The organism is Streptomyces sp. NRRL WC-3742, assembly GCF_000720635.1.
GTDB lineage: Bacteria > Actinomycetota > Actinomycetes > Streptomycetales > Streptomycetaceae > Kitasatospora.
The window spans coordinates 1-12,490 of record NZ_JOCF01000121.1 but is presented as its reverse complement, the minus strand read 5'-3'; the positions used below and the strand labels follow the sequence as shown (position 1 = coordinate 12,490).

General features: G+C 72.4%; 13 protein-coding genes. 4 read left to right on the top strand and 9 right to left on the bottom strand.

Features of this window, described 5'->3' with window-relative positions; genetic code table 11:
• Positions 1-224 precede the first annotated feature (224 nt).
• Positions 225-1,814: an oleate hydratase gene (locus IH61_RS0138730; protein ID WP_031078897.1), complete on the bottom strand. Its 1,590-nt coding sequence runs from the start codon at positions 1,812-1,814 to the stop codon at positions 225-227.
• Between the two features lie 349 nt (positions 1,815-2,163).
• Between IH61_RS0138730 and IH61_RS0138725 the strand changes: the two genes are divergently transcribed.
• A complete protein-coding gene (locus tag IH61_RS0138725) occupies positions 2,164-2,979 on the top strand; it encodes a universal stress protein (protein WP_031078894.1) in 816 nt (271 codons plus the stop codon).
• 237 nt (positions 2,980-3,216) lie between these two features.
• Here the strand turns inward: IH61_RS0138725 and IH61_RS0138720 are convergent, their stop codons facing one another.
• The 3 genes from IH61_RS0138720 to IH61_RS0138710 form a co-directional block, all read right to left on the bottom strand.
• Positions 3,217-3,846, bottom strand: a complete 630-nt coding sequence (locus tag IH61_RS0138720) for a membrane protein (protein ID WP_031078891.1) — start codon at positions 3,844-3,846, stop codon at positions 3,217-3,219.
• A gap of 220 nt (positions 3,847-4,066) precedes the next feature.
• Positions 4,067-4,885 carry an ABC transporter permease subunit gene (locus IH61_RS43690; RefSeq protein WP_031078887.1) on the bottom strand — a complete coding sequence of 273 codons (819 nt, stop codon included), beginning with the start codon at positions 4,883-4,885 and terminating at the stop codon, positions 4,067-4,069.
• Positions 4,885-5,811 (bottom strand): ABC transporter ATP-binding protein, encoded by a 927-nt coding sequence (locus tag IH61_RS0138710; protein WP_037973992.1) that lies wholly within the window; start codon positions 5,809-5,811, stop codon positions 4,885-4,887. The genes IH61_RS43690 and IH61_RS0138710 overlap by 1 nt, the downstream gene beginning before the upstream one ends.
• A gap of 362 nt (positions 5,812-6,173) precedes the next feature.
• Between IH61_RS0138710 and IH61_RS0138705 the strand changes: the two genes are divergently transcribed.
• The gene (locus IH61_RS0138705; protein WP_031078884.1) at positions 6,174-6,848 is read left to right on the top strand and encodes a CBS domain-containing protein; all 675 of its coding nucleotides are present in this window, start codon (positions 6,174-6,176) and stop codon (positions 6,846-6,848) included.
• A gap of 356 nt (positions 6,849-7,204) precedes the next feature.
• Here the strand turns inward: IH61_RS0138705 and IH61_RS49365 are convergent, their stop codons facing one another.
• The 4 genes from IH61_RS49365 to IH61_RS0138690 form a co-directional block, all read right to left on the bottom strand.
• Entirely contained in the window at positions 7,205-7,336 is a 132-nt protein-coding gene (locus tag IH61_RS49365) for a DUF6126 family protein (protein ID WP_234327524.1), read from the bottom strand.
• Positions 7,333-7,503, bottom strand: a complete 171-nt coding sequence (locus IH61_RS47550) for a hypothetical protein (RefSeq protein WP_158845844.1) — start codon at positions 7,501-7,503, stop codon at positions 7,333-7,335. Before IH61_RS47550 ends, IH61_RS49365 begins: the two co-directional genes overlap by 4 nt.
• A gap of 145 nt (positions 7,504-7,648) precedes the next feature.
• Complete coding sequence (locus IH61_RS0138695; RefSeq protein WP_078911725.1) at positions 7,649-9,718, bottom strand: metalloregulator ArsR/SmtB family transcription factor; 2,070 nt, start codon at positions 9,716-9,718, stop codon at positions 7,649-7,651.
• Between the two features lie 3 nt (positions 9,719-9,721).
• Positions 9,722-9,919, bottom strand: coding sequence for a hypothetical protein (locus IH61_RS0138690; RefSeq protein WP_031078879.1), 198 nt, complete (start codon positions 9,917-9,919; stop codon positions 9,722-9,724).
• Between the two features lie 246 nt (positions 9,920-10,165).
• Here IH61_RS0138690 and IH61_RS0138685 point away from each other — a divergent pair, with 246 nt between their 5' ends.
• Positions 10,166-10,540, top strand: a complete 375-nt coding sequence (locus IH61_RS0138685; RefSeq protein ID WP_031078876.1) for a hypothetical protein — start codon at positions 10,166-10,168, stop codon at positions 10,538-10,540.
• Between the two features lie 28 nt (positions 10,541-10,568).
• Here the strand turns inward: IH61_RS0138685 and IH61_RS0138680 are convergent, their stop codons facing one another.
• Positions 10,569-10,949, bottom strand: coding sequence for an ArsR/SmtB family transcription factor (locus tag IH61_RS0138680; protein WP_234327523.1), 381 nt, complete (start codon positions 10,947-10,949; stop codon positions 10,569-10,571).
• 436 nt (positions 10,950-11,385) lie between these two features.
• Between IH61_RS0138680 and IH61_RS0138675 the strand changes: the two genes are divergently transcribed.
• Complete coding sequence (locus IH61_RS0138675; protein WP_031078873.1) at positions 11,386-12,372, top strand: Acg family FMN-binding oxidoreductase; 987 nt, start codon at positions 11,386-11,388, stop codon at positions 12,370-12,372.
• The last annotated feature ends 118 nt before the right edge of the window (positions 12,373-12,490 follow it).

Genomic DNA, 12,490 nt, shown 5'->3' with positions numbered 1-12,490 from the left:
CCGCTACGACGGCCACCACGGCCTCATCACTCCCGCGCAAAAGCCGGCGCGGGTACGGTCCGGCGGGCTGTGGGGGCCCGGCCGGGCCAGGGCAGGGGCGATGGCCGGGAGCGGGTGGGGCCGCTCCCGGCCATCCCTGATGCCCGGCCATCCCTGATGCGGACCCACACGAATCCGCGAACGGCCCGCCACCGCAACCGCGATGGCGGGCCGTTCGTTCGGACTCAGCTGAACGCGGTCTTCAGGGCCTGGAAGGCGGTCTTCGGGTCCGAGAGGGCGTGGTAGACGGGCGGGATCGGCTTGTCGAGGCCGAGCAGGCGGTAGACGGCGTGCATGGCGCCGCGTACCGAGTACTCGACCGTGAAGACCACATCCTCCGGGATCTCCACGAACTGGCCGAGGAGGGCGAAGTTCCGTGCACCGTGCGGGATCACCAGCGGCCGGTCGTGGACGCCGCGGCGGGCGAACTGGCTGGTGATGTAGGGCATCATCACCGTGGTGACCGTGGTGGTGGCACGGACCTCCTCGGTGATGTCGTCGAAGCCGAGCTGGCCGAGGAGTTCGTCCAGGATCTCCCGCCCGGTGGACTCGGCCATCGCCCTGACGGTGTGCTCGCCGGGGGTGTCGATGAACAGACCGTAGCCCCAGAGCGTGAAGACGCCCTCGGGCTGGCCTTCGAAGTGCGGCGGGCGCGGCACGACGATGGACATCAGCCAGGGCGAGTCCTTGAACGTCATCAGCGCGCCGGTTCCGGCGGCGTTGCCGGAGAACTCCTCGATCCGCTTGAGCAGGACCGGGCTGCGCATGGTCAACGTGAAGGACTGCCAGGCGGCTTCGGCGATGTTGCCGTTGAAGACGGCGGGACGGCCGAAGTCGGGGGCCTTGCGCGAGAGCGTCTCCCACAGCGTCCAGCCGCCGTCGCGCTTGTCGCGGACCAACTCGGCGACCGTGTCGTCCGTGCCGTAGGCGGCGTCGGCGGTCATCGAGCCCAATGTGATGAACGCCAGGTCCAGATCGGCGAGTTCGATGGTCGCCGGGCGGCCGTCCCGGTCCAGGTGGAGGCGCTTGGCGCGGCGGATGCCCGCCTTCTCGGTGAAGTCGACGTCCCTCACCGTGACGCCGTGCTCGAACCGCACCCCGTGCTCGGTCAGCCACCGAATGAGTGGCCGCACGATCGAGTCGTACTGGTTCAGCCGGGTGCGGCGGACCCCGGAGAGGGTGTGGATTCGCGGGAACTCCTGCACGAAGCGCAGGAAGTACCGCTTGAGCTCGATCGCGCTGTGCCAGTTCTGGAAGGCGAAGGTGGTGCGCCACATCGCCCAGAAGTTGGTGGCGAAGAAGTGATCGGAGAAGAACTCGTCGACCCGCCGGGAGCCGATCACCGACTCGGGCAGGGCCAGCAGGCGGGCGAGTTCGATCCGGTCACGGGTGTCCAGGCCGAGCTGCGAGGCGTCCAGGATCCGGTGGTCCCGGTCGATCAGGCGGGCCCTCGCCTCGGTGGGCCACTGCTCGTTGAAGGCCAGGATCTCCTGGCGGACTGTCACGTTCTCGTCGTCGAGGGTGGGGATCGTCTCCAGGAGGTTCCACAGGCAGGTGTACGCCTCCTCCTCCAGCATCCGCCCGCCGCGCGTGACGTAACCCTGCTCGGCGGCCCCCCGGCCGTCCAGGGAGCCGCCGGCCAGGGGGAGTTCCTCCAGGATGTGGATGTTCTCGCCCGGGAACTTGCCGTCCCGGATCAGAAAGGCTGCCGCGGCGAGGGAGGCGATGCCGCCTCCTACTAGATATGCCTTCGTTTCCCGCGAACTGTTGATCATGATCTCTTCCGGCTGTGCGGACAGACGCCTCTGGCGCCCCTGCGCTGCTCGGCAGGCGGCCTCCAGCCTTCGGCCACCAGGCCCGTGCCCGCGAGGGCCGGGCGGCCCATGGCAGAGGACCAGTGGTCCCGAACCGGTGCGCCGTACGGGCCTCCGCTGCCGGGGTGATGAGGGCACCGGCTGGTGGCTCCCAATGGTCCCGGGTGGATCGGACGGACCTGCCCCGGTCGGCCCTGTACGCGAGTGGATGCAGAGCGTGACCATGAGGACGTGGTCGTTCCGTCCGGTGGTACACGGCCACCGCATGGGCCTGGGCCGGCCGGCTCGCCCCCGAGAGGAGATGGCGATCATGTACCTTCCCGTCACCGTCGGAGTCGACGGTTCTCCCGAGAGTCTGGCGGCGGCCGACCTGGCCGCCGAGGAGGCGGCGCTGCGGCAGCGTCCGCTGCGCGTCCTGCACGCCCTTCCGCTCATGCCGCACCTGCTGCCGACGGGATCCCGGTTGTGGTCCGCCAGGCGTGGCATCCTCGCGGAGGTGCAACACGTCCTGGCGGTTCGGCACCCGGGGCTGTCCGTGCGCACGGACGAGGTGTACGACGTCGCCACGGCGGCGCTGGTGGCGGCGGCCGAGGATGCCGAGCTACTGGTTCTCGCCGCCCGGGGCGACGGTGGCTTCCCCGGACTCCGCGTCGGGGCGACAGCCCTCCACGTCGCGGGCCGGGCGGGCTGTCCCGTCGTCGTGGTCCCCGCCGAAGCGGCGGATCCGGTGCCGCGCGAACAGGTCGTGATCGGGGTGGACACACGGCGGCCGGCCGAGGCCGCGCTCGACTTCGCCTTCGACGCCGCGCGCCGCTGCGGGCTGCAGGTGCGGGCCCTGCACGCGTGGGCGCCGGTGGATCCGCCGGCGCGCGCGAAGTCCCAGCTCGCCGAGCACGACCTGCTCGCCCGCGCGATCGCGCCGTGGCGGGCCGCCCACCCGGACGTGCAGGTGGTCGCGGACGCCGAGCCGGGTGGCGCCGGGCAGATGCTCGTCGATGCCTCGGCCAAGGCGCGACTCGTGGTCCTGGGGCAGCGCCACGCTGCCTCGCTCGGTCACCTCGGGCCGGTCGCGCATGCCGTACTGCACCACGCCGCCTGCCCCATGGCGCTGGTACCGGAGTCGTGACGACGGATCCGCGGAAAGCACTGCGGCGGCGCAGTGGGCGGCTCCTCGGGTCCGTCGCGTTTGCGCACGGCGGCCGAGGCACGGTGCCCCGTCGTCCTGGTCCCGGCGGGCGCCGGCGGCCCGGACACCGGGCCCGGGCAGGCGCCGCCGTCCGGGCGCCGGTCGTCCCTTGCCGGACACGCGGTGAGGCCGGCCGCGACGACAGCATCGCGGCCGGCCTGATGTTCTGACGGGGGATCAGCGGAGCCAGGCGTGGTCTCGGACGATCGGAAGGGCGGCCCAGCGGCGGCCCAGGCCCCAGGTGTCGCCGGCGGCCGTGGTGGCGAGGGCGATGAGCAGCAGAGCGTAGATCAGGTGGTAGTCGGCGACGGGGTTGCTGGAGCCGCTGCCCGCTCCGGTGGCCAGGTGGCGGGCGGGCGGCCACTCGGCGGCCCACATCAGGGCCAGCAGCAGGGTGCCGCTGAGGGCGGCGACCCGCAGGGCGATGCCGCCGATGAGGGCGAGGCCGATGCCAAGCAGGCCGAGCATGAACAGCCAGTCCACCCAGGCATGCCCGGCCCAGTGGTGGAACGTCGACTGGAGCGGGCCGGCCGACACGTGGCTGAGGAAGCCCTTGGTCGGGGAGGTGCCATCGAGCCAGGAGTTCGCGCTCCTGGTGGCGTAGCCGAGGCCGAAGGTCTTGTCGAGGAAGGCCCAGAGGAAGACGAAGCCGAGGCCGACCCGGGCGGTGGCGAGGGCCCGCGCACCGGTGGTGGTCACTGAGGTGCTGTGCGCCGCGTCCGGGGTGGCGTGCGCGGAGGTGTGGCGGCGGAGCCCGGTGCCGAACCGGTGGGCGAGGCGGGGAGCGTGCGCGTGGTGAACGGCCATGGTTTGCGGCCTTCCTTTCCCAATTCCATTGTGGATGTAGCGTGTTGTGCCTGGTTCAGTCTGTTGCCGGGCAGCTGGAGGTGGTCAGGTGCCGAAGGTCCCGGCTGCGGGTCCGAAGGGCCGGGCCGCTTGGGGACGGGAATGCCGAGGGACCGGGTGCGGCCTGCGCCCGGTCCCTCGGCCCCTTCGGGGCAGTTACTTGCGGTGCATGGTTCCCCGGTCAGGGCGCCAGGTCCCGGCGCAGCAGCAGCGGAACGGCCGCGCCGAGACCGGCGGCTCCCACCGCCAGCAGGACGGCGAGCGGCCCCCAGGCGAGGGTGCCGTGGGCGAGGGCGTCGCCGGGCGTGTAGTAGTGGAACGGGCTCAGATACCTCAGCGGGGCGGCCGGATGCCAGGCCATGGCGATGAAGTTGACGGCGAATCCCACCGCGCCCACGGCGACGGTGGCGCCGATCACCTGGGCCTTGCGCCGTCCTGCGGCCGAGACGGCCAGGGCGGGCCCGGACAGGCAGACCGTGAACGCGACGCCCATCAGCCCGGCGGCGAACACGCCGCGCAGCGGGACGGCGTGGTGGACGGTGGGCGAGAGCGCGACGCCGCCCACGACGGCCAGGGTCGCGGAGGCGTTGAGGACCAGGGAGGCGACGAGCACGGCGGCGGCCCGCTCGGCCAGTAGCCGCAGTCGGGAGACCGGACGGACCATCAGCAGCTCGACGGTCCCCGACTCGACATCGGCCGCGACGGCGGCCGCGGTGAGCGATCCGATGGCCGTCAGTTGCATCGCGATCCAGAACGGGTGCACCAGGCCGGCGCCGAGCAGGCCGGCGTAGCTCGCTATCGACACATCGCCCGTCGAACCGGAGAACGCCTTCAGCGCGTCCGGAGCGTGCCCGGCACCGGCGAACATCTGGACCGGCGGCACCGCACGGATGACCAGCACGATCAACGCCTCGAACACCACCATGCCCACAGAGAGCAGGGCCAGCATCCGCCGGCGGCGGTGCAGGGCCAGCCAGAACAGGGGGAACCGGGCTCTCATCACTGCGTCTCCGCTTCACCGACAGGCCGGCGGTACAGGTCGAGGAACGCCTCGTCCAGGCCGGCCTCCTCCACCGACAGATCCACCACCGGTAGCAGCGCCAGGAGTTGGCGAAGCTCCTCGACCAACCATTCCGGAGGTATCAGCAGTTGGACCTCTTCACCGTGCCACTGCGGGGACCACCGCTCGGCCTGCCCCAGGGCGCGGGCGCCCTGCCCGTCCGCGAACACCAGCCGCACCCGCCGGGCCCGTTTCTCCCGCAGTGCCGACACGGCCTGGACGGTCACCAGCTTCCCCGCCCGCACGATCGCCACCCGGCCGCAGGCGCGCTGCACCTCGGGCAGCACATGGCTGGACAGCAGCACGGTGCGCCCGGCCGTGGCGGCCTCGCCCAGCAGGGCGAAGAACGTCTCCTGTATCAGTGGGTCCAGGCCCTCGGTGGGCTCGTCCAGTACCAGCAGCTCCGGATCGTGCTGGAGCGCCTGCACCAGCCCCAGCTTCTGCTTCATGCCGCGCGAGTACTCCCGTACCGGCCGGGCCAGGTCCGCCGGCATCAGTGCGAGGCGTTCGCACAGCTCCGCGCGGCGTGTGGTGGCAGTGCCCTGGAGGTCGCCGAGCAGTCGCAGCGTCTGCGCACCGGTCAGCTCCGGGTACAGCCGCAGCTCGCCGGGCAGGTAGCCCAGGTGCGGGGCGAGTCGCCGGTGATCAGCGACCGGATCGAGACCCAGCGCCCTGATCCGGCCGCCGGTGGGCCGCAGCAACCCCACCAAACAGCGGATGGTGGTGGTCTTCCCGGCGCCGTTGGGACCGAGAAAGCCGAACACCTCGCCCCGCCGGACGGTGAGGTCGAGGCGGTCGACGCCGACCTTGCGGCCGTAGTTCTTCGTCAGCGCGGCCAACTCGATCGCGGGCCCGTCGTCGTCCATCCGACACCTCCCGAATCATGCCCGGCGAACATCACGCTCACCGTCGTTCTGTCCTGTCCTGTCCTGCCCTGCACAGCCGGACAGGATGACAGTGCTCCACCGGTCGGCGCCGACGGCAGGGCCTGATGGGCCCCTCCAGCGAGGCAGTCGGTCCTCCGCGGTCCCGGAGTTCGGGCCCGCCGCCTCTCGCGCCGGCAGCGGCCGGGCTGAAGGTCCCGGCGGCCATGGCCCCCACGGCCCTTCGCTCCCGGCGGCTGGAAACCGAGGCTTGAAGCACTGGCGCCGCGTTCGCCGGCCTGCCCCGGCCCTCCGGGGCGCCACCGGCAGACGCGCCCCGTCCACACATGACAGGAGAACCGAGAATGCGACACCGGATCGTGGGAGAGCTGATGACCTCGGCCGTCGTGCACGTACGGCCCGACACCGGCTTCAAGGAAATCGCCCGACTGCTCGCCGAGCACGACATCACCTCCGTGCCCGTCCTCGACGACCAGGACCGGCCGATCGGCCTGGTGTCCGAGGCCGACCTGCTGCTCAACGAGGCCGGCCAGGAGGACCCGGCGGGACTGCTGCTGGTCCCCAGCCTGTCGCCCGCCGAGCAGGCCAAGAGCCGAGCTGCCACCGCTGAGCACCTCATGACCAGCCCGGCCGTGTGCGCCCGGCCCGAATGGACCGTGGTGGAGGCGGCCCGCCTGATGCAGCGCCAGCAGCTCAAGCGGCTCCCCGTCGTCGACGAGGCGGGACGCCTGGTGGGCATCGTCAGCCGCAGCGACCTGCTGCGCGTCTTCCTGCGCCACGACCGTGCGATCCGCGAGGAGATCCGCCAGGACGTCCTCTCCCGCACCCTGGGCATCTCCCCGGACAGCATCGACGTCCAGGTGGCCGACGGACAGGTGACGCTCACCGGCACCGTCGCCCACCGCAGCCTGCCGCCGGTCGTGGAGCGGCTGTGCCGGGGAGTTGACGGCGTGATCACGGTCACCAGCCGGCTCGACCACCGCACCGACACCACCGTCGCCCCGCACCCGGCCCGCTGAGAGCGCACACCGGGCGCATCCGGTTCGCCGCGTCCCGCAGCAGCAGGACGGCCGGGCACCGCGTGCACCGCGTACACGATGGGTGTACGCGGTGCACGCGGCCACCGCGAGCACGGTGGCGGTCGCCGTGAACGGCGTGGCCATCCCGTCGGCCTTCGCTCGACGGTGCGGCAGGGCCCGGTACGGCCCGGTCAGTGGGTCCAGGTCCAGGTGGCGACCTCGGGCAGGTCGGTGCCGTGTTCGCGGATCCAGACGTCGCGCCGGGCCGCCCGATCGCCACGGGCGTCTGCGCCGTCTACCGGCCCTGAACGGGGGTGCCGGGCGCCCGGCGGACCAGGAGCAGGCCCCGGAAGGGCTCAGTGGCGGTTGCCGAGGGCGAAGAGCAGGATGACGAAGCCGGCGAACAGGTGGGTGCCGAGGATGTAGATCGAGGCGCGGATGAGCATGGCCTTGCGACGGGCCTTCTCGTCGCTGGTGCTGTCACTCATCGGGACTCCCGGACGGGCTGCGGCGGGGCGGTCTGCTCGGGGCGGATGTGCAGGCGTCGGCCGGTGGTGGCGGCTTCGGCGAGAAGGGCCCTGAGGGTGGGCAGGTCGACGGTCTGCGGGGGCGCGGGGGCGCCGTGGTCGTCGAAGGGGGTGATAGCGAAGCGCAAGGGCGGTACTACTCCGGGGTCGGGGCGGGCGGGGTGAGCGGGAATCGAACGAGGACGGTCGCCGTGATGTGGCGGCCGGGGGCGGGACGCCGTCGTGCCCCCGGCCACACCAGCGGCGAATCACCACGGCTGTTCGGTCTCGTGGTCACCGAGAAGTTCCTGTGGCGGTGAGAGTGTCCTCGGTGGAGAGGACCTGGTGGCCTGTCAGGTGCTTGCGGGCGTAGGCGATGGCGTCCGGGGTGGTGTCGAACACGTGGCCGTCGGTGCGGAGCCGGTCGAGGATGCCGAGGGCGTCGAGGGTACGGTGGTGTTCGTCGCGGATGCCGGAGACGAGCACGAGGGTGCCTCGGCGCTGGAGTTTGGTGATGGCGTCGCCGAGGACGGTGGCGCCGCTGGCGTCGATGGCGCTGACCCGGGACATCCGCAGGATCGCGACCTTGACCTCCGCGGATTCGGTGAGTTCCAGCAGGAAGCGGTGGGCGGCGGCGAAGAGCAGCGGGCCGTCGATCCGGTAGGCGACGATGTGCTCGGCGAGCAGCGCCTGCTCCTCGGCGTGGTGGTCGGCCGGGGGTAGGTCGGCGTGCAGCGGGACCTGCTCGACGCGGGCGGCCTTGGCGACGGCGGCGAGGGCGAGCACGCCGGAGACGAGCAGGCCGATCACGACGGCGGTGACCAGGTCGAAGGCGAGGGTCGCGGCGGCGGTCAGGAACAGGACGGAAGCCTCGCCCCGCCCGGTACGGGCGAGCGCGCGCAGCGAGCCGACCTCGACCATGCGGACGGCGGTGGCTATGAGCACCCCGGCGAGGGCGGCCAGCGGGATGCCGGACACCAGCGGGGCGGCGGCGAAGACGATCACGGCGAGCACGGTGGCGTGCACCAGTGCGGCCAGTCGCGACGCGGCGCCGGAGCGGACGTTGACGGCGGTACGGGCGATCGCGCCGGTGGCGGCGACGCCGCCGAACAGCGGGGCGGCCAGGTTGGCCAGGCCCTGACCGAACAGTTCGCGGTCGCTGTCGTGGCGCTCGGAGACGCTCATCGCGTCGGCGGCGGTCGCGGACATCAGCGATTCGAGGGCGGCCAGCGCGGCGACGGCCAGCGCGGAGGGCAGCAGGGCGGGGACGGCGGAGAGGTCCAGGAAGCCCAGCGAGTGCATGGGCAGCCCGGCGGGCAGGTGGCCGATGGTCGCCACCGGCAGGTCGGCCAGCTGCACGACAAGAGTCGCGGCGGCGACGGCGATCAGCGAGAACGGCAGCGCGGGCCGAAGTCGTACGCCGATCAGCATCACGGCCGCGACACCCAGGGCGAGCGCGAGCGCCGCCCAGTGCGGGGCGGTGGCGAAGTCGCCCACGGCCTTGACCGCGACGACGGCCGGGTTGTCACCCTCGGGCTTCTTCAGCCCGAGCGCGCCGGGCACCTGCTGCAGCGCGATGACGCCGGCGATCCCGACGGTGAAGCCCTCCACGACCGGGACGGGCACGTACGCCATCCACCGCCCCGCTCGTGCCAGCGCCAGCGCGACCAGGACGACGCCCGCCAGCAGGCCGACGGTGAGCACGCCGCCGGTGCCGTAGCGGGCGACGATCGGCACCAGGACGACGGTCATGGCGCCGGTCGGCCCGGAGACCTGGAGGTTGGAGCCGCCGAAGATCGCGGCGAGCGCGCCCGCGACGACGGCGGTCGCCAGGCCCGCCTCGGCGCCCGCGCCGGACGATATGCCGAAGCCGAGCGCGAGCGGCAGCGCGACGATGGCCACCGTCAGTCCGGCGAGGAGGTCCTTGCGCGGCGAGCGGCCCATGGTGGCGAGGATCTCGCGGTTGGGGAGGACGGAACGCACCCGGTCGAGGACAGCGTGGGCGGCGCTCATGCCCGGACCTCCTGAGCAGTGGCTGCGGTGGGCGCGCTCAGCTCGTTGAGGAGTTGGCGCTGGTCGGTGATCAGCTCGCCGAGGATGCTGCGCGGCCCGCAGCAGCCCGGCGACGTCCGGCGTGCTGAGCGCGTAGACGACGGTGTTGCCGTCCCGGGTGGCGGTGACCAGGTTGGTGCGGCGCAGGACCGCGAGCTGCTGGGAGAGGCTGGACGCCTCGATCTCCAGAGCCGCGAGCAGTTCGCGCACCGGCAGCGGGCCGTCCTGCAGCAGCTCCAGAACGCGGATACGTGCCGGATGGCCCAGGGTGCGGAAGAACTCCGCCTTCGCCTGGTACAGCGGGACGGCCATGTCTCAGCTCTCTCCTTGCTCTTCCGGCTGGGCGGCGTGCGGGACGTCGATGCCGTGGTCGGCCGCGATCCGCAGCAGGCTCGCCTCGCGCCCGGCATAGGCATGGGCGCCGTCGTCGTCCCCGCACTCGCGAGCCTGGCCCAGGGCCTGTCGGGCCTGGGCGAGCTGTTCGTGCAGTTCCTCGTCGAACGCTGCGGTCATGACCACCCTCCCCGGTCGCCGGTACGACACCGGACGCACCTCATGTCGATCCAACAGCAAGCCAGCATGTATGAATATGAAGAATTTTTCAAATCGCTTGTTTCGCATGTGATGGATTCAGACAGTGACGATCTCTTGTGATCAGTACTCGTCATCGAGCCGCCAGGAGCGTCTCGGGTGCCTATGCTCCGTGTGGGTCGGCGCGCAGGGCCGGTCGTGACATGGAGCGGTCGGGAGGATTTCCGCATGGCAGGCATCGACGGGGCACTCAAGGACGCGATGGCGATCGGCGGGGTGCTCGGTGCGGCCCTGGTCGACTCGACGAGCGGGATGGCGCTCGGCACGCTGGGCGAGGCCGCGGGCCTGGATCTGCAACTCGCCGCGGCCGGCACCACCGACGTCGTCCGCGCGCATCGGCGGGCGACGGAAGCCCTCGGGCTGCACGGCGAGGCGCTGGAGGACAGCCTGACCACGCTCACCCACCAGTACTACCTGGTGCGACCGCTCACCTCGCCCGGCGGGAGGGACCTGTTCCTCTACCTGGTCCTCGACCGCGCCCGGGCGAACCTCGCCATGGCCCGGCACCACGTCCGGCGCATCGAAGCGGAACTGGTCGTCTGACGCCACGCGCCCGGCGAGCGGGCCGGTTTCAGTGCTGGGCGGGACGTTCGGGCTCGGCGCGCAGGCCGTCGAGGAGTTCGGCCTGGCCGCTGATGACGTCGCCGAGGATGGTGCGTGCGACCCGCAGTAGCTCCGCCACCTGGGGGTTGGTGAGGCGGTAGTAGACGGTGGAACCCTCGCGGCGGGTGGCGACCAGGTTGGAACGGCGCAGGACGGCGAGCTGCTGGGACAGGTGCGATGCCTCGATGCCGACCTCGCGCAGCATCTCGGCGACGGCGTACTCGCGCTCGCTCAGCAGCTCCAGCACGCGGATCCGCGCGGGATGCCCCAGCGTCTTGAAGAACTCCGCCTTCAGCTGGTAGAGCGGCGCGCCCGTCACGGGAGCCGGGGCGGGCGATTCGGCGTTCACGTCGTCACCGTCTCCATCGGGCACTGCGGCTTTCAGGAGTTGATCTTAGCAACCGGATGCTCGCCGCCGCCCCCGGGCACAACTCCAGGGGCGGCGGCGAGCGGGCATGCACCCCTCGCGACCAGCGGGGACGGCTCGGAGGGAAGAGCGCCCGCAGCACCCGCACGGGCTGCGCCCACCCGGCACAGGGCGGCACACCACCACTGCCCCTCCCGGGTACGGAGCGGACGGCGCGTTCCTGGACGGTCACCGCAACCACCTGCGCACCGGCCGCATCGAACTCCTCGCCCCGGCCGGCCGATGAATCCCGCGTCATCGGGACCCGAGGCCGCTCGGCCGGTGCGCCCAGGGCCGTTGGGCCCTTGCCGGGCACCGTCGGCGCGGCGGACCATCGAATCACCGGCGCTCCCCGCCGGCAGCAGGAGGTGAACCCGCCATGACCACCGAAACCGAGCTCACCGCCGCCGACCTGCGCCTGCTGGCCGAAGCCGGCGGGATGGCCCCGTCGCTGCACAACAGCCAACCCTGGCACTTCCGCCCCACCCCGGACCTGCTCGGCCTGGAGGTTCGCGCGGACCTGAGCCGGGCTGTTTCGGCCGCAGACCCGGACGGCAGGGCCCTGCACATCTCCATCGGCGCCGCAGTCTTCAACCTGCGGGTGGCCGCCGCCCACCTCGGCCGCGAGGCCGTCGTCCAGCTTCTGCCGAACGGCGCGGGTACGCAGCCGCGCGCCGTCCTCGGCCTCTCCGCGCCCCTGCGGACGCCGCAGCCCTTCGGGGCCGACCTCTACCCGGCGATCCCCCAGCGCCACTCCAGCCGACACCCGTTCACCAACCGGGACGTCCCCGAGGCGCTCGTGGCCGACCTCATCACGGCCGCCCGGGACGAAGGTGTGACGCTGACCGTGCTGGAGGAACACGGCATGCGCCGCGTCCTCGCCCTCACCTCCGAGGCCGAGGCCCGCATCGCCGCCGACGTCACCCGTGAGGCCGAGACCCACCGCTGGCTGCGCCTCGAACCCTCCTACGACGGCATCCCGCTCGCCGCCCTTGGCTCGCACGACCGCGATGCCCACCTCCCGATGCGCGGGTTCGCAGGCCACCCGCCGCGCCACACCACCCCGGCCGCGCACTTCGAGGCCCTGCCCCAGATCGCCACCCTCACCACCCACTTCGACGGCCAGGCTGACTGGCTGCGCACCGGACAGGCGATGGAGCGGGTCTGGCTGCTCGCCACCGTCCACGGCCTGCGCGCCTCTGTCCTGCACCAGGCCGTCGAGATCCCCGACACCCGCTGGCGACTGCGCGACCCGGCCGAGGGGCCCGCCCACGTCCAGTTGGTGCTGCGGCTCGGCTACGGCCCGCCCGGCGCCGCCAGCCCGCGCCGCCCGGTGTCGCAGGTCCTCGACCTGCCGGAGGAGTAGTGACTGGGGTTCAGGTGCTGCCGAGGGCGGCCTCCTCCAGGTCGAGGTCGCGCTGGAGGACGCGCAGGGTGGTGTCGCTGATGCGGTGCTCCTCGTAGAGGCGGCGCAGTTCGGTGTT